Annotated in this window: 11 protein-coding genes; 4 read left to right on the top strand and 7 right to left on the bottom strand. The window is 63.7% G+C overall.

From position 1 onward, the window contains the following. Positions 1-76 precede the first annotated feature (76 nt). Positions 77-2,254, top strand: a complete 2,178-nt coding sequence (locus tag Azoinq_RS00705) for a cyanophycin synthetase (protein ID WP_216127901.1) — start codon at positions 77-79, stop codon at positions 2,252-2,254. A gap of 60 nt (positions 2,255-2,314) precedes the next feature. After that, entirely contained in the window at positions 2,315-4,900 is a 2,586-nt protein-coding gene (gene cphA, locus Azoinq_RS00700) for a cyanophycin synthetase (protein WP_216127903.1), read from the top strand. Positions 4,901-5,189: 289 nt separating this feature from the next. Here the strand turns inward: cphA and Azoinq_RS00695 are convergent, their stop codons facing one another. The 3 genes from Azoinq_RS00695 to Azoinq_RS00685 are packed head-to-tail and all read right to left on the bottom strand — an operon-like array spanning position 5,190 to position 5,926. Further along, the gene (locus Azoinq_RS00695; RefSeq protein ID WP_216127905.1) at positions 5,190-5,372 is read right to left on the bottom strand and encodes a hypothetical protein; all 183 of its coding nucleotides are present in this window, start codon (positions 5,370-5,372) and stop codon (positions 5,190-5,192) included. 35 nt (positions 5,373-5,407) lie between these two features. Beyond that, positions 5,408-5,677, bottom strand: coding sequence for a translation initiation factor IF-1 (gene infA / locus Azoinq_RS00690; protein WP_216127907.1), 270 nt, complete (start codon positions 5,675-5,677; stop codon positions 5,408-5,410). 45 nt (positions 5,678-5,722) lie between these two features. After that, the gene (locus Azoinq_RS00685; protein WP_216127909.1) at positions 5,723-5,926 is read right to left on the bottom strand and encodes a cold-shock protein; all 204 of its coding nucleotides are present in this window, start codon (positions 5,924-5,926) and stop codon (positions 5,723-5,725) included. A 984-nt stretch (positions 5,927-6,910) separates the two neighbouring features. Between Azoinq_RS00685 and Azoinq_RS00680 the strand changes: the two genes are divergently transcribed. Beyond that, positions 6,911-8,002, top strand: a complete 1,092-nt coding sequence (locus tag Azoinq_RS00680) for an acyltransferase family protein (RefSeq protein WP_216127911.1) — start codon at positions 6,911-6,913, stop codon at positions 8,000-8,002. 24 nt (positions 8,003-8,026) lie between these two features. Here the strand turns inward: Azoinq_RS00680 and Azoinq_RS00675 are convergent, their stop codons facing one another. Then, positions 8,027-9,517: an MFS transporter gene (locus Azoinq_RS00675; protein ID WP_216127913.1), complete on the bottom strand. Its 1,491-nt coding sequence runs from the start codon at positions 9,515-9,517 to the stop codon at positions 8,027-8,029. A gap of 352 nt (positions 9,518-9,869) precedes the next feature. On the opposite strand from Azoinq_RS00675, the gene Azoinq_RS00670 reads away from it, so the two are divergent. Further along, complete coding sequence (locus Azoinq_RS00670; protein ID WP_216127915.1) at positions 9,870-10,862, top strand: LysR family transcriptional regulator; 993 nt, start codon at positions 9,870-9,872, stop codon at positions 10,860-10,862. Between the two features lie 8 nt (positions 10,863-10,870). Here Azoinq_RS00670 and Azoinq_RS00665 read toward each other — a convergent pair whose 3' ends face one another. The 3 genes from Azoinq_RS00665 to ettA all read right to left on the bottom strand — a co-directional run bounded on the left by Azoinq_RS00665 (position 10,871) and on the right by ettA (position 16,976). Then, positions 10,871-14,326, bottom strand: a complete 3,456-nt coding sequence (locus tag Azoinq_RS00665; RefSeq protein WP_216127917.1) for an MASE3 domain-containing protein — start codon at positions 14,324-14,326, stop codon at positions 10,871-10,873. A 135-nt stretch (positions 14,327-14,461) separates the two neighbouring features. Further along, positions 14,462-15,238, bottom strand: coding sequence for a hypothetical protein (locus Azoinq_RS00660; RefSeq protein WP_216127919.1), 777 nt, complete (start codon positions 15,236-15,238; stop codon positions 14,462-14,464). Positions 15,239-15,311: 73 nt separating this feature from the next. Beyond that, entirely contained in the window at positions 15,312-16,976 is a 1,665-nt protein-coding gene (ettA, locus tag Azoinq_RS00655) for an energy-dependent translational throttle protein EttA (RefSeq protein ID WP_216127921.1), read from the bottom strand. Between the last annotated feature and the right edge of the window lie 428 nt (positions 16,977-17,404).

Raw genomic sequence — 17,404 nt, 5'->3', positions numbered from 1 at the left:
GCCGTCGAAGAGCCCATGGGATGCCCATTCCGGATTATTTTCCGGGTGCGTCGTGCCGCTGGGTTTTACTCAGCCTATGAAAAAAAAATCCATCGAGTTTTTGAGCGTCACCCATCTTGCCGGTCCCAATATGTGGACCTATCGGCCTGTACTGGAAGCCCTGGTCGACATCGGCGACCTGGAAGACTGTCCTTCCAACACCATCCCCGGTTTCTACGAACGTCTTTCCTCCTGGCTGCCCAGCCTCATTGAGCACCGCTGTTCCTACGAGGAACGGGGCGGCTTTCTGCGCCGGGTCAAGGAAGGCACCTGGCCTGGCCACATCCTGGAACACGTGACCCTGGAATTGCAGAATCTGGCGGGCATGCCCGGCGGTTTCGGCAAGGCCCGGGAAACCCCGGTGCGGGGCGTGTACAAGGTCATCGTCCGGGCCTGGAACGAAACCGTCACCCGGGCGGCCCTGCAAACGGCCCGGGATTTGGTCATGGCGGCCATGGAAGACCGGCCCTTCGACGTGGAAGAAGCCATCGCCCATCTGCGGGAGCTGGTGGATCACCACTGCCTGGGCCCCAGCACGGGCTGCATCGTGGATGGGGCCGACGATCGGGACATCCCGGCCATTCGCCTCTCCGATGGCAATCTGGTGCAGCTGGGCTACGGTGCCCGGCAGCGGCGCATCTGGACGGCGGAAACGGACCGGACCAGCGCTATTGCGGAAGGCATTTCCCGGGATAAGGATCTGACCAAGACCCTGCTCCAGGCCTGCGGTGTGCCGGTGCCCGAAGGGGTGCTGGTGGACAGCGAGGACGAGGCCTGGGAGGCGGCGGAAGACATCGGTCTGCCCGTGGTGGTCAAACCCACGGACGGCAATCACGGCCGGGGCGTTTTCACCAACCTGCTGACCCAGGACGAGGTGAAGGCGGCCTACCGGGTGGCGGCGGATGAAGGCAGCGGCGTCATCGTGGAAAACTACATCCTGGGCACGGAACACCGGCTCCTGGTGGTGGGGAACAAGATGGTCGCCGCCGCCAAGGGGGAATTGGCCTGGGTGACCGGGGACGGCCATTCCACCATCGACGAACTGATCGACTCCCAGCTCAATACGGACCCCCGTCGGGGCCGCACGGAAAAGCATCCCCTCAACTTCGTGCGCCTGGATTCCGCTGCTCGGCTGGAACTGAAGCGGAACGGCTACACGGAGGACTCCGTGCCTCCCGCCGGGGAACGGGTGCTGATCCAGCGCAATGGCAATGTGGCCTTCGACTGCACCGACGAGGTCCATCCGGATGTGGCGGCTGCCGTTTCCCTGGCGGCCCGCATCGTCGGCCTGGATATCGCCGGGGTGGATCTGGTGGCGGAAGACATCAGCCAGCCCCTGGAAGCCCAGGGCGGCGCCATTGTGGAAGTGAATGCGGGCCCGGGCCTGCTGATGCACCTGAATCCGGCGGCGGGCAAGCCCCGGGCCGTGGGCAAGGACATTGTGGAACACCTGTTTCCGGAAGGGGACAGCGGCCGCATTCCCGTGGTGGGGATTACCGGCGGTCAGGGTAAGACCACCGTGGCCCGGCTGGTTTCCCGGCTCCTTTCCTTAAGCGGCAAGTACGTGGGCCTGGCCTGCGGCGACGGTTTCTATCTCAACCGGCGTCAGGTGGAAAAGGGGGACCGGGCCCATTGGGATGCGGCCCGCCGCATTCTCATGAACCGTTCCGTGGATGCGGCGGTGATGGAAAACGGCGCCCTGGCCATTCTCCGGGAGGGCCTGGCCTATGACCGTTGCCAGGTGGGCATCATCCTCAAGTTCGAGGCCGCTGCCGATCTTTCCCATTACTACTTCGACACGGAAGACCCAGACCAGCTCTTCAAGGTGTTGCGCACCCAGGTGGATGTGGTGCTGCCCCAGGGGGCGGCGGTACTGAACGCCCAGGAACCCCGGCTGGTGGAAATGGCCGAGCTGTGCGACGGGGAGGTGGTGTATTTCAGCCAGGATCCCCTGGTGCCGGCCCTGCGGGAACACCTAGCCCAGGGCGGCCGTGCCGTCTATGTGCGGGACGGGGAAGTGGTGCTGGCGGAAGGGGAGCAGGAAAGCGCCCTGACCCGGTTGGATGCCATTCCCCTCATCGGCGAGGCGGACTTCCAGGTGGGCAATGTACTGGCCTCCGTGGCCGCCGCCTGGCGCCTAGGCATTGCCCAGGAACTGATCCGCGCCGGGGTGGAAACCTTTACCTTGCAGCCCGTCGAATCCCAAAATATCTGAGTCCGGGGCCGGCGTCTTCGGACGCCGGTCTGGTCGTCCGGTCCTAGAGGAATTTTTTTCATGGAAATTTCCCGAATTCGCGCCCTGCGGGGTCCCAATCTGTGGAGCCGCCGCACCTCCGTTGAAGCCATTGTGAAATGCACGGAGGCGGAGCGTTCCCTTACCAACTTCCCCGGTTTTGAAAACCGCCTGCGGGAACGTTTCCCCGATATCGGCTTGGCCATTCCTTCGGCCGCCGCCCTCCTGCCTTCCAAGGCCCAGGCCCTGCAATACGCCGCCCTGGGGCTCCAGGTGGCGGCGGGCTGCCCGGTCACCTTCAGCCGCACGGCGGAAACGGTGGACCCGGGGGTCTATCAGGTGGTGGTGGAATACACGGAAGAAGAAGTGGGCCGCCAGGCCCTGAAGCTGGGCCTGGAACTGTGTCACGCCGCCATGCACGACACCCCCTTCGATCTGGAAGGGGCCATCGCCCAGCTGCGGGATTTGGACGAGGATGTGCGCCTCGGCCCCTCCACCGGCTCCATCGTCCAGGCCGCCATGGTGCGGGGCATTCCGGTGCGCCGTCTGACCGAAGGCAGCCTGGTCCAGTTCGGCTGGGGTTGCAAGCAGCGGCGCATCCAGGCGGCGGAAATGGACCGCACCAGCGCCATTGCGGAATCCATCGCCCAGGACAAGGAACTGACCAAGGAATTGCTCCGCTCTGCCGGAGTTCCCGTACCCTGGGGCCGCTCCGTGGACGATGCGGAGGACGCCTGGCGGGCTGCCCAGGAAATCGGCGGCCCGGTGGTGGTCAAGCCCCGGGACGGCAACCAGGGTAAGGGGGTGGCGGTGAATATGCGCACCCGGGAAGAGGTCATGGGGGCTTACCACGTGGCCGCCGAGGTGAGCGACGACATTCTGGTGGAACCCTTTATTCCGGGCCACGACTTCCGTCTGCTGGTGGTGGGCAATCAGGTGGTGGCCGCCGCCCGCCGGGATCAGCCCCAGGTGATCGGGGACGGGGTCCATACCATCCGGGAACTGGTGGATCAGGTCAATGCGGACCCCCGTCGCAGCACGGGTCACGCCACCTCCCTGACCAAGATTCGTTTTGATGAAATTGCCCTGGCCACCCTGGCCCGGCAAGGCTTTCAAGCTGACTCCGTGCCCGCCAAGGGCGCCCAGGTGGTGCTGCGCAACAACGCCAATCTCTCCACCGGCGGCACCGCCACGGACGTGACCGATAACGTCCATCCGGCCATGGCCGCCCAGGCCGTGGCAGCGGCCCAGATGGTGGGCCTGGATATCTGCGGCGTGGACGTGGTCTGCGAAACCGTGTTGAAGCCCCTGGAACACCAAGGGGGCGGCATCGTGGAAGTGAACGCTGCTCCGGGTCTGCGGATGCACTTGCAGCCGTCCTACGGCAAGGGCCGCCCGGTGGGGGAAGCCATTGTTTCCAACATGTACCAGGACGGGGACGACGGTCGCATTCCCCTGGTCACGGTCTCCGGCACCAACGGCAAGACCACCACGGTGCGCCTCATCACCCACATGCTGGAAGACAGTGGTAAGACCGTGGGCATGACCTCCACGGACGGCATCTATTTGCGGGGCAAACGCATCGACACCGGGGATTGTTCCGGCCCCAAGAGCGCCCGCAATGTGCTCATGCACCCGGACGTGGAAGCGGCGGTGCTGGAAACCGCCCGGGGCGGCGTGCTCCGGGAAGGGTTGGGCTTCGACCGGTGCGACGTGGCCGTGGTCACCAATATCGGCGTGGGGGACCATCTGGGCCTGTCCTACATCAATACGGTGGAAGACCTGGCGGTGGTGAAGCGGGTCATTGTGGAAAACGTGGCCACCACCGGTTATGCGGTGCTCAACGCGGCGGACCCCATGGTGGCCAAAATGGCCCCCGCCAGCCCGGGAGGCGTGATTTTCTTCGCCGCCGACATCCGTAATCCCACCATGTCCACCCACTTCGCCCAGGGCAAGCGGGTGATTTACGTGGACGAAGGCCCCCGGGGCAAGGAAGTGGTGGCGGCGGAAGGGGGCAAGGAAGTGTGCCGGGTTTCCCTGGCCGACGTGCCCCTGACCCGTAACGGAGCCATTGGCTTCCAGGTGGAAAACGTCATGGCGGCCACCGCCGCCGGCTGGGCCCTGGGCCTGGACTGGGCGGTGATCCGGCAGGCCCTGGCCACCTTCGTCAGCGATAGTGCCACGGCGCCGGGCCGCTTCAACCTCTTTGATTTCAAAGGCGCTACCCTGATTGCGGACTACGGTCACAATCCGGATGCCATCCAGGCCCTGGTGAACGGGGTGGAAGCCATGGCAGCCAAGCGCCGGGTGGTGGTGATCAGCGGTGCCGGGGACCGGCGGGACGAGGACATTCGTCGTCAGACGGAAATCCTGGGGGACGCCTTCGACGACGTGATCCTCTACCAGGACAAGTGCCAGCGGGGCCGGGCCGACGGGGAGGTGATTGCCCTGTTGCACCAGGGCTTGGTCCACGCCAAGCGGGCCAAGCACGTGGAAGAAATTCACGGGGAATTTACCGCCATTGACGCGGGCCTATCCCGGCTCCAGGCCGGCGACCTGTGCCTGATCCTGATCGACCAGGTGGAAGAGTCCCTGGCCTATCTGGCCAAGCGCTGCGAGGAGAAGTAAGCCATTTTCCGCCGACGCCAAAGTGCTTGAAAAAGGCCGGGTTTAGCCCGGCCTTTTTTTGTCTGTGGGATGCCAATGGTTGGGGCATAACTACCGGTTAAAAGCCCCTGGCGATTTTTCCTGGGGCTTTTGAGGAGGCCGCCCTTGTTCTGCTTGGAGGAGCCCAGCCCTAGCCCCTAGGATATCCGGGCCAGCCCCTTGAGGGATGGAGAATTTGAGGCAAAAAAAAGCCGCTCCAGAAATGGGCGGCGGGAGTTTTTGGGGGGCCTTGCTGGCCGCCCGGGCCGATTCAGCGGCTGAATACGGGCATGGGGTTCAGGTCGTCGGCAGATAGGCCAGCCAGGCTGGCGACCACCCGATTAACGCCCCGTCCCAGGAGCCACCAGGCGTCGCCGTAGGGGATCGCCTGTACGCCCCACTGAGTGCAGAGGGCCTGCCCTTGGGCAGAGGATGTTTCTTGAATATGGATCATTACTTCCTAAAAGAATAAGCGGGGGCAAGTGCCCCTTAGTGCCGTCGGAACGTCTGGCGGTGGGGTCCCGGTGTGGGGCCACGGGATTCCAGGAAACGGAAGGAGATGCGCCCCTTGCTTAAATCGTAGGGTGAAAGTTCCACGGTGACCTTGTCGCCCACCAGGATGCGGATGCGGTGCTTGCGCATTTTGCCCGCCGTGTAGGCCACCAGGCTATGCCCATTTTCAAAGGTCACGAGAAAACGGGAGTCGGGCAGCACTTCCTGCACCACGCCCTGCATTTCGAGTAGTTCTTCTTTTGCCATCTTCGTCTCCGGTAAATATGAAAAAAGGGCCAAAGGCCCTTTGCTTTAACCGATGACTTTGATGTTGGCTGCCTGCTTGCCCTTGGGGCCGGTTACCACGTCGAAGGTCACTTGTTGGCCTTCAGCCAGGGACTTGAAGCCGCTGGATTGGATGGCGGAGAAGTGGGCGAACAGATCTTCGCCTTCGTCGGAGGAAATGAAACCGAAACCCTTGGCGTCGTTAAACCATTTAACAGTACCGTTGGCCATGTCTTGATGCTCCTATAGAGGGAATAGAACGGGGCATAGCCCCGAGGATGGGGCGAGTATCAAGACGGCGTGGAGAGACGGGAAAGAAGCCGCGGAACGCGGAGACAAACACCAGAGAACAACTACACTACTTGAAAATCGCTGGGGCGGACTATGCACTGATTCCGGGGGAATAGCAAGGAGTTTCTTTTTTGCGCGTGGGATGGGCGAGGGGGCTGGGCGGGCGGCGGGGCATAAAAACGGGAAGGGAGCGCCTCAAAGAGGCTTCTTCTGCGAAGGAAGAGGGGCAGGGGAAAGGGCAAACGGCAAGCGAGTCTGCCTACAGTATGAAGCGGTGAATCGGTTAGGCGGTAGGTAGTGGTGGATCTTTGGGAGACGAGGATCAGGGCAGAATAATGGGGAGTAAGGAGGGAGGTGCCCGTCCATAAGGGACAAGGGAGCCTCACGGCTAGTGAAAGCCTGTTGGCTTACCGTCAGTGGATTGGGGGACGGACATGCACCAAAAGGAGAGATAGGAGAGGATAGGACTGGCGACTGGCGGAAAACAGCTTAGTGATGGTCCCCACTGGTTTCTGCCCGGAAGGGGCTGAGGGACCGAAGGGGAAAAGGGGAAAAGGGGAAAAGGGGAAAATGGGAAAAGGGGAAAATGGCGAGAGGGCGAGAGGGCGAGAGGGCGAGTTCCTGGCGCCGAAGGCCCGGAGGGGAAGGGTATGGCTCCGCACTGCCGGGGAAAGGGGCAGGAAAAGCTGTAGACATGCGGCTTCTCAATGGCATACCCGGGGCGCCCGGTTACCCCCCTGGTCCGCCCCTGGGTTAGAATCCTGACGCCAAGCTGACTAATTTGCCCGATGGCGCTTGGTTTATCTGGTTTCTCCAAGGGACTTGGGGCGCTCCGGACCGGGGTGGCCCGTGCTTTCTTGCCCTATTTTTTGGATTTCTCCGTCGCCCATGGGGCGGCCCTTTCCCCTTTCGCAGGTTTTGCCCATGCGCGCAGCACCATCGCGGCTGGTTTTCGTTGACGTCCTCAAGGCGGTCGCTTCCCAGCTCATCATCTTTCATCATCTGGCTTTTTACGGGCCCCTTTCCGATGTGGCCCAGTCCCTGGCTCCTGGCCTCATGCACTGGTTCAGCGACTATGCCCGGGTGGCAGTCCAGGCCTTTCTCGTGGTGGGGGGCTTTCTTGCGGCCCGGGGACTGGCGCCCCAGGGGGAACTGCTCAGTCCCCATCCCTTGAGTCTTATCGCCAAGCGCTATCTGCGCCTGGTTTTGCCCTTTGGCGCGGCGCTGGTGCTGGCCGTGGTGGGGGCGGCTTTGGCCCGGAGCTGCATGGATCATGATTCCATTCCCGGGGCGCCTACGGCGGGCCAGTGTCTGGCCCACGTGCTGTTGTTGCAGAACATTCTGGATGTGGATGCCCTGTCCGCCGGGGTCTGGTATGTGGCCATCGACTTTCAGCTCTTCGCCCTGCTGGTCCTGGTGCTCTGGGCCACCCGCCGGGTTTGGGGCCGGGGTACCCAGGGGGCGGCCCTGGGGCGCATGGCGGTGCTGGGTCTGGCTTTAGCGTCCCTGTTCTATTTCAACCGGGATGGGGAGTGGGACAACTGGGCCCTCTATTTCGCCGGGGCCTACGGCCTGGGCAGTCTGGCCTATTGGGCCACCAATCCGGGGCGGCGGCCCTTCTGGCTGGGGTTGATGTGCGTGGCTACCCTGCTGGCCCTGGGGGTGGATTTCCGGGTGCGTATTGCGGTGGCCTTGATGGTCGCCCTGTCCCTTGCCTGGGCGCGCCGTTCCGGCTATTTGGAGCGCTGGCCCCAATGGGCCTGGGTGGCCTTTCTGGCCCGTATTTCCTATTCCGTCTTCCTGGTCCATTTCCCCGTCTGCCTGGTGGTAAACGGGGTGTTGGTGGATTACGTGGTCGGTTCTCCCTGGCTTGCGGCCATGGGTATGGGGGCGGCCTGGCTCACCAGTCTGGCCGCCGGGGCCCTGTTTTACCACTACGTGGAAAGCCGGGCCTGGGACCTTTGCCTGGGCTGGTTCCAGACCCTGCGTCAGGGATGGCGGACTACCCTGCAATAGGGAAAGGGGCCCGGGAGCCTGGGCCTACTTCAATACCCGCTGAAACCAGAGCATGGCCATGGCCGCCAGGGCGATGAGCACGGTAAGCCGGAAGTAGTCGATACAGGCCATGAAGGTGGCCTGCTGGCTGAGGATGGCACCTAACTTGGCGATGGCCGCCCCCTGGCTGCCCAGAACCTGTTGCAACTGATCCAGGGCCGGTTGATACCAGGGATTGTAGGGATTCACCTGTTCCGTGAGCCGGGCGTAATGGACCGTGGACCGGGACTGGAGAACCATGGTGGCCATGGAAATGCCCCCCGAATTGGCCAGCTCCCGAATCACGTTCTTGGTCTGGTAGGCGTGGGAAAAGGCCGTGGGGTCCACCGCCGAAAAGCTGCTCTGGGCCGCGTAGCCCAGGCCCAGGGAGGTGAAGGCGCTGAAGGCCAGCAGGGGCAGGGTGAGGGCCCCCAGATTGCCCTGTTCCGAGACTTGGGAGAGGCCGATGGCAAAGAGTACCAGCAGGCCGAAGGTGGCGATGAGCATGACCCGCAAGCTGGGCAGGAAGCGGGCCAGGGCAGAGGTCTGGAAAAACATGATCGGCACCCCCACCAGGGAGGTGACGGAAATAATCCAGCCGGCGCTGGGCACATCGAAGCCCAGGCCCTTTTCGATGAAGACGGGCAGGATGTAGTTGTTGGCGTTGGCCACCACAAAGAGCAGGAAATAGAGGCCCATCCCCACGGCAAAGCGGGTATTCATCAGGGACTGGTAGGCAATGAGGGGCTGGGAGCGGTGCCATTCAATGCGGATAAAGGCCAGCACCCCGGCCACCCCCAGGAGTCCGATGATCCACAGATGGAGCGGCTGGCTGAACAGGTCGTACTGGCTGCGCTCCTGGGCGTACTGGATGGCGATGGCCCCGGCCACCAGGCAGAGCAGCCCTCCCAGGTGGGCGCTACTGCGGGTTTCGCTCTTGTCCAGCTTGCCCGGCAGGGTCAGCTCACACAGGGTGAGGCTCACCGCCAGGATCGGCGCCATGGCCCAGAACAGGCTCTGCCAGCCCCAGTTGCTCACCAGCCAGGCTCCCAGCAGGGGCGCCAGACTAGAGCCCAGAAGCAGGCCGCTGGCAAAGAAGCGGATGCCCAGGATGCGTTCCTTGCCCATGCAGAAGTGATTGACCAGCAGCCGGGCGGCGGTGAAGAAGGTAGCGCCTCCCAGGCCCTGGATCACCCGGGCGAAAATGAATTCCCCCGGGGTGTTGGAAAGGGCGCAGAGACAGGCCCCCAGGGCATAGATGATATGGGAGTAGCGGACAAAGCGCCGGTAGCCCAGCCGTTCCACCCAGAACTGGTGCTGCACCACCATGAAAATGGCCGTGCTGGCATAGGCCGCCGCTGCCAGACTGAATTCCTCCGGGGCGGCGCTGATGCCCCCCATGATGTAGGAAGCGGCAAAGGCGATGGAAATGTTCTGCAAATACTCAATCACCACCAGACAATGGATGGTGATCAGTTGCAACAGGGTGACTTGCACAATGACTCCATGGGGGAAAACCTTTTGTTTTAGTGTCCCTGCCCAGGCCCGGTGCACACGGGAGCGGGGCGGCGCCCTGGTGGCGGTCGCCCCGAAACAGCCGGATCGGCAACGGGGAAGGGGGGAATATCCGGAAATGGCCGGGCGCCGGAGCGTTCGGTCCTGGGCCGGAATGGGCGGGAGGGCGCAGCGGGCGTTATCGGAAAAAGGGGGCCGGACCGGATGCCCGCGCCCGAGATCCTCCCGTACCGGCCTTTTCCCGGCGATATCCTAATCCGCCGCGCCTCCAGCCAGGTTGGCAGTATACGGAGCCCTGTGTATATTAAATAAATTGATTGTTTTAATTTGTTTTATGAACGACATCGATTTTACTCCCGTGGATTTCCGCCATGTGGATTTGAACCTGCTGGTGGTCTTCGATGCTCTCCTGCGGGAAGGGGGGGTCAGCGCGGCGGCCCGGGCCCTGTGCCTGGGCCAGCCGGCGGTGAGCCACGCCCTGGGGCGGCTGCGCCAGCTTTTTAACGATCCCCTGTTTGTGAGGGAGCAGGGGACCATGCGTCCCACCCCCCGGGCCCTGGCCCTGGGGGAACCGGTGCACCAGCTCCTGGGGGCCGCCAAGGCCCTGGTGAGCCCGGAGTTGCCCTTTGATCCGGCCCGGGTGGAAGGGGAATTCAATCTGGCCATGCCCGACCCCTTTGAGGCCATTTGGCTGCCCCGGCTTATGCTGGCGGTGAGCCGGGAGGCGCCCCGGCTGCGCCTGCGGGTCCATTCCCTGCCCGGCGCCCGGCTTTTGGGGGCCCTGGACGAGGGTAGCATCGATCTGGCCATCGCCGGTTTTATGCCCCACCTGGCTTCCCGCCATGAGGCGGCTTACCTGCTGACTTCCTCCTTCGACTGCCTTTATTGCCCGGACCAGCTGCGTCTGCCTCCCCGGCCCGATCTGGCGGAACTGGCTCGCCATGATCAGGTGAGCACCACCTATGTGGGGGGGGAAATGGGCAATGCGGTGGAAGAGGCCTTCCGGCGCCATGGTCTGAACCGCCGGGTGGTGGTGTCTGCCTCGGGCCTGCTGGCGGTGCCCCACATCGTGGCCCAGAGCCCGGTGGTGGCCATCCTGCCCCGGCTCATCACCCGCCTCTTCGTGGGCCATTCCCTGTTCCGCATCGAGCCCCTGCCCCGGGACATTCTCCATACCCCGGTGCATCTGGTGTGGAACCGGCGCCGGGCGGCTGCCGGGGTGCACCGCTTTATGACCGGCCTGATCCGGGCCATGGCGCCGGAGGTGGAGGCCTTTCTTTCCTCCGATACCCCCACGACCATGATCCAGGGCATGGGGGAGAAGTGAGGCGGGCCTTACTCGGGAATCCGGTAGTGCTTGTCCCGGATCAGGCGGATGGCGGCGTCCGCCACTTCCGGGTCATAGAGCCGTTCCCGGCCCTTTTCGATTTCTTCCAGGGCGGCGTCAATGCCCAGGGCCGGGCGATAGGGCCGGTGGGCGGACATGGATTCGATAACGTCGGCCACCGCCAGTACCCGGGCTTCCGGCAGAATGTCCGCCGCCTTCAGGCCCCGGGGGTAGCCGCTGCCGTCCATGCGCTCGTGGTGCTGGCGGATGGTTTCCGCCACCGGGGCGGCGAAGGGCACATCCTTGAGAATTTCGTAGCCAGCCTGGGCATGGACCTTGATCAGCTCCATTTCCAGGGGGCTTAAACGGGTGGGTTTGGTGAGAATTTCCGAGGGCACGGCGATTTTGCCGATGTCGTGCACCAGCCCGGTGAGTTCCAGGTTTTCGCACCGGTGTTCTGGCCAGCCCATTTCCCGGGCAATGGCCCCGGCCAGCAGGCCCACCCGCCGTTCATGGCCCGCCGTATAGGGGTCCCGCAGTTCCACCATGTTGGAAACCGCCTGGAAGGTGGCTTTCATGGAGGCTTCCAGCTGCTTCACGTAATTGGCGATCTGGGCTTCCGCAATGCGGCTGTCCGTAATGTCCTGGGCCATGACGATATGGGCGGGGTGGCCGTCGTTCCAGGTGATGGGGCTGGCGTAAAGCTCCAGATCCACCTGGCTGCCATCCCGCCGGTGCAGGGAAACCCGCAGGTTCAGGTTGTGTTCCCCCCGGTCCAGACGGGCCCGGGTGGCCTCCAGGGTTTGCCGCACGGCGGCGTCATTGCCCATCAAATCCCGGGCGCTTTGGCCCAGGAGCTGGTCTTCCCCCCAACCCACCAGTTCGCAGAAACGGGGATTGGCGTAGATGAAGTGGTCATCCCGGATGACGCAGATGCCGGTGACGGTCTGCTCGATCATGCAACGGAAACGCTGTTCACTTTCCCGCAGGGTCTGTTCGCTGCGGCGGATTTCCGTGAGATCGGTCCAGGCCAGGAGGGCGTCGTCCCCCACCACCGTAATGGTGGCCTGGGCGATGCGCTGCTGGCCGCCCTTGCAGGTGATGAGCATTTCCTCGGAACGCAGGGGTTCCCCGGACAGGTAACGGCTTAAATCTTCCTGCCAGTTGGTCTGGGCCCGGGCCCGAATGGTGGGGTCTGGATAGGCCTGGTCGTACCACTGCTTTTCCGTGCCGATGTCGTCCAGGTTGTAACCCAGCCAGGCTTCGTGGGCCCGGTTGATGGCCCGGATCACGTGGGTGCTTAGGGAGCGGATCTGGATGGGCAGGGGGGAGGCCTGAAACACTTCCCGGAAGCGTCCTTCTGACAGGCTGGCCTGCTTTTCCGCCTCTTCCCGCAGCTTTTCACTGATCAGCTTATTGAGGGCAAAGCCCAGGTCCGAGGTCATTTCCTCCAGGAGCTGGAGCTGCTGCTGGTCGAAGAGGGCGTGGCCCCGGGCGTAAAGGGCCACCACGCCCAGCACTTCCCCTTCCCGCATGAGGGGCATGATGGCGAACTGGGTGATGCCCTGTTCCTGGAGATAGCCGTGCCAGGCGGCGCAGGCGGTGGTCTCCGGCGCGCCTTCCTCCGCCACCGGGTGGTAGATCACCTGCCCGGCCGCAATATCGGGCCAGAGGGCGCCGAAGTGGCTGCGGGGATCGCTGAGGGCCTGGGCCAGATAGAGCCGGGCCCCGTCCGAGATACCGTGGGCGTGGGTGATGAGCAGGGGCAGGTGGCCGTTGTCCGTGCGGGCGATGGCCAGCATGGGGAACGGACCATGGGCCACCAGGGTCTGGAACAGGGAATCCAGCAGCCCGTTTTCCGATTTGCAGTGGATGATGCTCCGGTTGGTGCCGCTCAGCATGGCGTAGAGGTAGGACAGGCGCTGGATGGTCTCCGCCCCCTGAAGCCGCTCCAGGGTTTCTCCCAGGCGCTGGGCGGCGCTGTCCGCCAGCACGTTTTCCTCCGGCAGGAAGGGCTGGACGCCCGGGTGGCTGCCCGGTTCGTACCACAGCACCAGGCTTCCCCGCTGGCGGCCATCCACCAGGATGGGCCGCTCCAGCCGTTCCGGGGGCAGGGCGTCGGGCAACATGTGGCCGAATTGGCCCCAGTCGCTCGCCACATGGGCGTGGAGCTCCTTGGGCCAGCGGAAGGCGGCAGGCAGGAGGGCGGCGATGCCTTCCAGAAGATTGTCCGGTTGCAGCCCCGGCTTTTCGATGAGCTGGGACATGGCGTAGGTGCAGGTGAGTTCCTGGATACGCTTGCTCAGGTCCCGCAACAGGGCCTCCCGCTCCGTGGCCAGCTGTTTCCGGTCCGTAATGTCCCGGATCACCTGGAGCCAGCTGTGGCGGGTGAGGGGGGCGACGCTGCATTCCACATAGCTGCGTCCCCCTTCCCGGGGAATTTCCATGAGAAAGGTCTGGGTTCGGGAGGCCAGTTGGGCGCAGACCGGACAGGCTTCCTGTTTCAGCTCCGCCTCGTGGAATAGCTGGTGGCTGGAGCGGCCCACCAGTTGCTCCACCGCCAGCCCGGTGTGGCGGGCGGCGGCCCCGTTGGCCTGGAGAATGGTGCCCCGGTCGTCCATGATCAGGGTGGGGTCGGGCACCGCCTCATAGGTGCTGGCGGCCCGGCTCAACATGCTGAAGGGTTCCCGCAGGGTGTGCTGGACCAGGGCGTAGAAGAGGAACCAGTAGGCGAAAATTTTCAGCAGGTGGCCGATCAGGTTGGCATGGGCATAGACGCTCACATACTGGGTGAAGGCCAGTTCGGAGGCCATGGTGACCACCAGGGTGGCGGCCATGCTGTAGAACAGATGGGGGGCCACCAGCCGGCGCTGACGCCAAAGCAGCACCAGGGTCAGGGCCAGGGCCAGGATGACCCCGTATTCGGCCCCAATCTTGAAGGGGGTAAGACCCTGGCCGTCCACGTAGGCCACGGGAAAATGGCCGGTGAGGATGAGCAGACAGGCGCTCACGGCCAGGCTGCCGTAGATCAGGTGCATGGCTCCCAGGCGCAGGGGGTGGCGCAGCATCAGGGGGGCGGTGAGGAAGGCCAGGGCCTGGAGCAGGCGGGCGGCCACCCAGAACTGGGTGGCCATGTTGGCGCTGGTGACGGGGATGACATCCATGCCCTTGAACACCAGGGTATGGAAGGCATCCAGTAGGGCGCACCAGCCCAGGGCGACGGCCAGATAAACAACGAAGTGGTTGCGGGTGAAGCGCAGGGAGGTGGTGGCCACCGTCAGGGCGGTGAGGGCGATGAGGATGGAACTGCCCTCGGCCAGGGTGTGGAAGAGCAGGTAATTGACGTCGGACCCGAACCAGCACACCAGGGCCAGCACCAGGGGAGGCAGCACATCCTGCTTGAAAAGCTGCCACCACCGGTCCACTCCGGGGGGAAGGGCGGGGGAAAAGCCGAGGGGGGTCATGAAGGGTCTCGCATGGGCCGGGGTGGCAAAAGTCCCCCGGCGGCGTTGGTCAGGGCCGCGTCAGGTGTGCTGTTCCGGAAGTATAGGGCCAAAGGCATAGGGATGCATCCCGGGGATCGGCCCCGGGCGGCGGATTCAGAAGGGAAAGGCAATGATACCTTTGATCACCCACTTGTCATCGGCGGCGGCATAGCCCCGGCCAATGCCCAAGTTGAAGTCATAGCCCCGATAGGCGAAATCCACGGCGCCAAAGAGGTAATGGGACTGGTCTGCCCCCTGGCTGAGGTGTTTGATGGGGCCATAGCTGCCGTAATACTCCAGGCCGGCCCAGGTTTCCCCTTGGAGATGGCGGCTGACCTTCACCGCCGGCTCGAATGCGGGGACCCGGCTGGTGTTGGCGGAAAGATTGGCATCCAGGATGGGGTTAATGTCCGCCAGCCAGTTTTTGTCCCGGTAGCCAATGATGGGGCGAATTTCCAGGGTGGTCTGGCTTTCCGAAACCCGGGCGGAGGAATGGCCCAGTTCCACATTCAGGCCCCAGAAGAAGGGGGAACCGTCGGGCCGGGGAGCCATGTATTTGAGCCGTCCCCGCAGGCCGTTTTCGTAGCTTCTGCCGTCCGGAGCGATGGCAAAAGGAACGTAGAGCCCGGCTTCCAGATTGGGTGTAATGCCGTAGGAAAACTCCGGTGTTACCTGGAGCACGTGGTTGGGCGGGGTCTGGTGGGGATAGGCGGGCTGGGTTTTGCCCACGGCGGAATAGTTCACGTGGAGCTCCAGGCCAAACTGGCCTGGATCGTCCATTTCTTCCGTATAGACCTGGATTTCGTCCGGGGCAGCCAGGGCCGGAGCGGCGTTGAGGCCTAGCAGGGCCAGGGCGAGCAGGGGTGGAGCAAGGGGGCGTTGGGGGTGCATATTTTTGGACTTGTTATAAAAGGAAACGAAGGGAAAAGAAAAGGGCGCCGGGGCGCCCTGGTGTTTCGCCCTACTAGCGGTGGATGGGCTTGTAGCGCAGGCGCTTGGGTTTTGCCCCTTCCTCACCCAACCGGCGACGCTTATCTTCCTCGTATTCCTGGTAATTCCCGGCGAAGAAGGTCCATTGGGATTCCCCTTCCGCCGCCAGAATGTGGGTGGCGATCCGGTCCAGGAACCACCGGTCATGGCTGATCACCATGACTGAGCCGGGGAATTCCAGGAGGGCGTCTTCCAGGGCCCGCAGGGTTTCCACGTCCAAGTCATTGGAGGGCTCATCCAGGAGCAGCACATTGCCCCCGGTCATGAGGGTTTTGGCCAGATGCAGCCGCCCCCGTTCCCCGCCGGAGAGCTTGCCCACCTGCTTCTGCTGGTCGCCACCCTTGAAATTGAAGCGGCCGATGTAGGCCCGGCTGGGCATTTCGAACTTACCGATGGTCAGCACGTCCGCGCCGCCGGAAAGTTCTTCGAATACGGTTTTGTCCCCGGACAGGTTTTCCCGGCTTTGATCCACATAGGCCATGTGCACCGTGGGGCCGATTTTCACCGTGCCCCCATCCGGTTGCTCCTGGCCCGTAATCATGCGGAACAGGGTGGATTTCCCCGCTCCGTTGGGGCCGATGATGCCCACGATGGCTCCCGGGGGAATCTTGAAGGACAGGTCGTCGATCAGCAGCCGGTCGCCGAAGGCCTTGGAAACTCCCTGGAATTCGATCACCTCGTTGCCCAGCCGTTCCCCCACGGGAATGAAGATTTCCTGGGTTTCGTTACGCTTCTGGTACTCGTAGCTGGAGAGTTCCTCAAAGCGGGCCAGACGGGCCTTGGACTTGGCCTGGCGACCCTTGGCGTTCTGCCGCACCCATTCCAGTTCCTGTTTCATGGCCTTGATGCGGGCGGCTTCCTGCTTGGCTTCCTGGGCCAGCCGGTTTTCCTTCTGTTCCAGCCAGGAGGAATAATTGCCCTTCCAGGGAATGCCCTGGCCCCGGTCCAGTTCCAGAATCCATTCCGCCGCGTTGTCCAGGAAGTACCTGTCGTGGGTAATGGCCACCACGGTGCCGGGGAAGCGGTGCAGATACTGCTCCAGCCATTCCACGGATTCCGCGTCCAGGTGGTTGGTGGGTTCGTCCAGGAGCAGCATGTCCGGCTTGGAGAGGAGCAGCTTGCATAGGGCCACCCGACGCTTTTCCCCGCCGGACAGGTGCTGAATCAGGGCGTCCCAGGCGGGTAGGCGCAGGGCGTCGGCGGCCACTTCCATCTGATTTTCCACATCGCTACCCGCGGCGGCGATGATGGCCTCGTAGCGGGCCTGGTCCTCCGCCAGCTTTTCAAAGTCCGCCTCCGGTTCCGCGTAGGCCGCATAAACCTCTTCCAGCTTCTGCCGGGCCTCCACCAAATCCCCTAGGCCCCCTTCCACTTCCTGGCGCACCGTCTTGGCCGGGTCCAGGGCCGGTTCCTGGGGCAGGTAACCGATCTTCAGGTTGGGCTGCCACTGCACCTCCCCTTCGTAATCCTTGTCCTCCCCCGCCATGATGCGCAGCACGGTGGATTTGCCCGCGCCGTTCAAACCGAGCAGGCCGATCTTGGCGCCGGGGAAAAAGGAAAGGGAAATGTCCTTGATGATCTGCCGCTTGGGCGGAACCACCTTGGACACGCGGAGCATCGACATTACGTACTGGGCCATGGCGCGGTGTGTCTCATCCGGTTGAGGGAAAAAGGAAGGGCCGGGCAAAGGGCGCCCGGCCGGGTCAGGGGCCATTTTACTTGGTGTGGCCCGGGGAAAAACAGGGACTTTGGGGTCTCCGGGGGAAAAGAAGGGTTTTGGGGGGGCGGATTGGGGAAAATAGGGGGGCTCGGCGCTGCCCCAGGGGCGATGGCGGAAGGGCGCGAGGGGTAGCGAGGGCGGCCCTGGGCGGTGAGGTTGGCCTGGGGGGCGGTACGACAGGAGTAATGAGGCACCAGGGGACAGGCAGGAGAAGCGGGAGAGGCAGGGCGGGGGGCTGGCGGGGGAATAGTGGCAGACGGAAAGGCGGAAACGGTGGGGCAGGGAGGCAAGGGAAGCAGAGAGAGGAGCGGGGCAGGGCGGAGAGGAATGGCCCCGGGGGAATGGGG

Source organism: Azospira inquinata, assembly GCF_018905915.1.
Lineage (GTDB): Bacteria > Pseudomonadota > Gammaproteobacteria > Burkholderiales > Rhodocyclaceae > Azospira > Azospira inquinata.
The sequence above is the reverse complement of the archived record's forward strand: the minus strand, read 5'-3'. Positions and strand labels throughout refer to the sequence as shown.

What these genes read in the sequence shown, in the direction of transcription:
- Azoinq_RS00670 (WP_216127915.1), top strand. Translation starts at nt 9,870, where the DNA reads ATGAACGACATCGATTTTACTCCCGTGGATTTCCGCCATGTGGATTTG.
- Azoinq_RS00705 (WP_216127901.1), top strand. Translation starts at nt 77, where the DNA reads ATGAAAAAAAAATCCATCGAGTTTTTGAGCGTCACCCATCTTGCCGGT.
- ettA (WP_216127921.1), bottom strand. Translation starts at nt 16,976, where the DNA reads ATGGCCCAGTACGTAATGTCGATGCTCCGCGTGTCCAAGGTGGTTCCG.
- Azoinq_RS00660 (WP_216127919.1), bottom strand. Translation starts at nt 15,238, where the DNA reads ATGCACCCCCAACGCCCCCTTGCTCCACCCCTGCTCGCCCTGGCCCTG.
- Azoinq_RS00680 (WP_216127911.1), top strand. Translation starts at nt 6,911, where the DNA reads ATGCGCGCAGCACCATCGCGGCTGGTTTTCGTTGACGTCCTCAAGGCG.
- Azoinq_RS00685 (WP_216127909.1), bottom strand. Translation starts at nt 5,926, where the DNA reads ATGGCCAACGGTACTGTTAAATGGTTTAACGACGCCAAGGGTTTCGGT.
- cphA (WP_216127903.1), top strand. Translation starts at nt 2,315, where the DNA reads ATGGAAATTTCCCGAATTCGCGCCCTGCGGGGTCCCAATCTGTGGAGC.
- Azoinq_RS00665 (WP_216127917.1), bottom strand. Translation starts at nt 14,326, where the DNA reads ATGACCCCCCTCGGCTTTTCCCCCGCCCTTCCCCCCGGAGTGGACCGG.
- Azoinq_RS00695 (WP_216127905.1), bottom strand. Translation starts at nt 5,372, where the DNA reads ATGATCCATATTCAAGAAACATCCTCTGCCCAAGGGCAGGCCCTCTGC.
- infA (WP_216127907.1), bottom strand. Translation starts at nt 5,677, where the DNA reads ATGGCAAAAGAAGAACTACTCGAAATGCAGGGCGTGGTGCAGGAAGTG.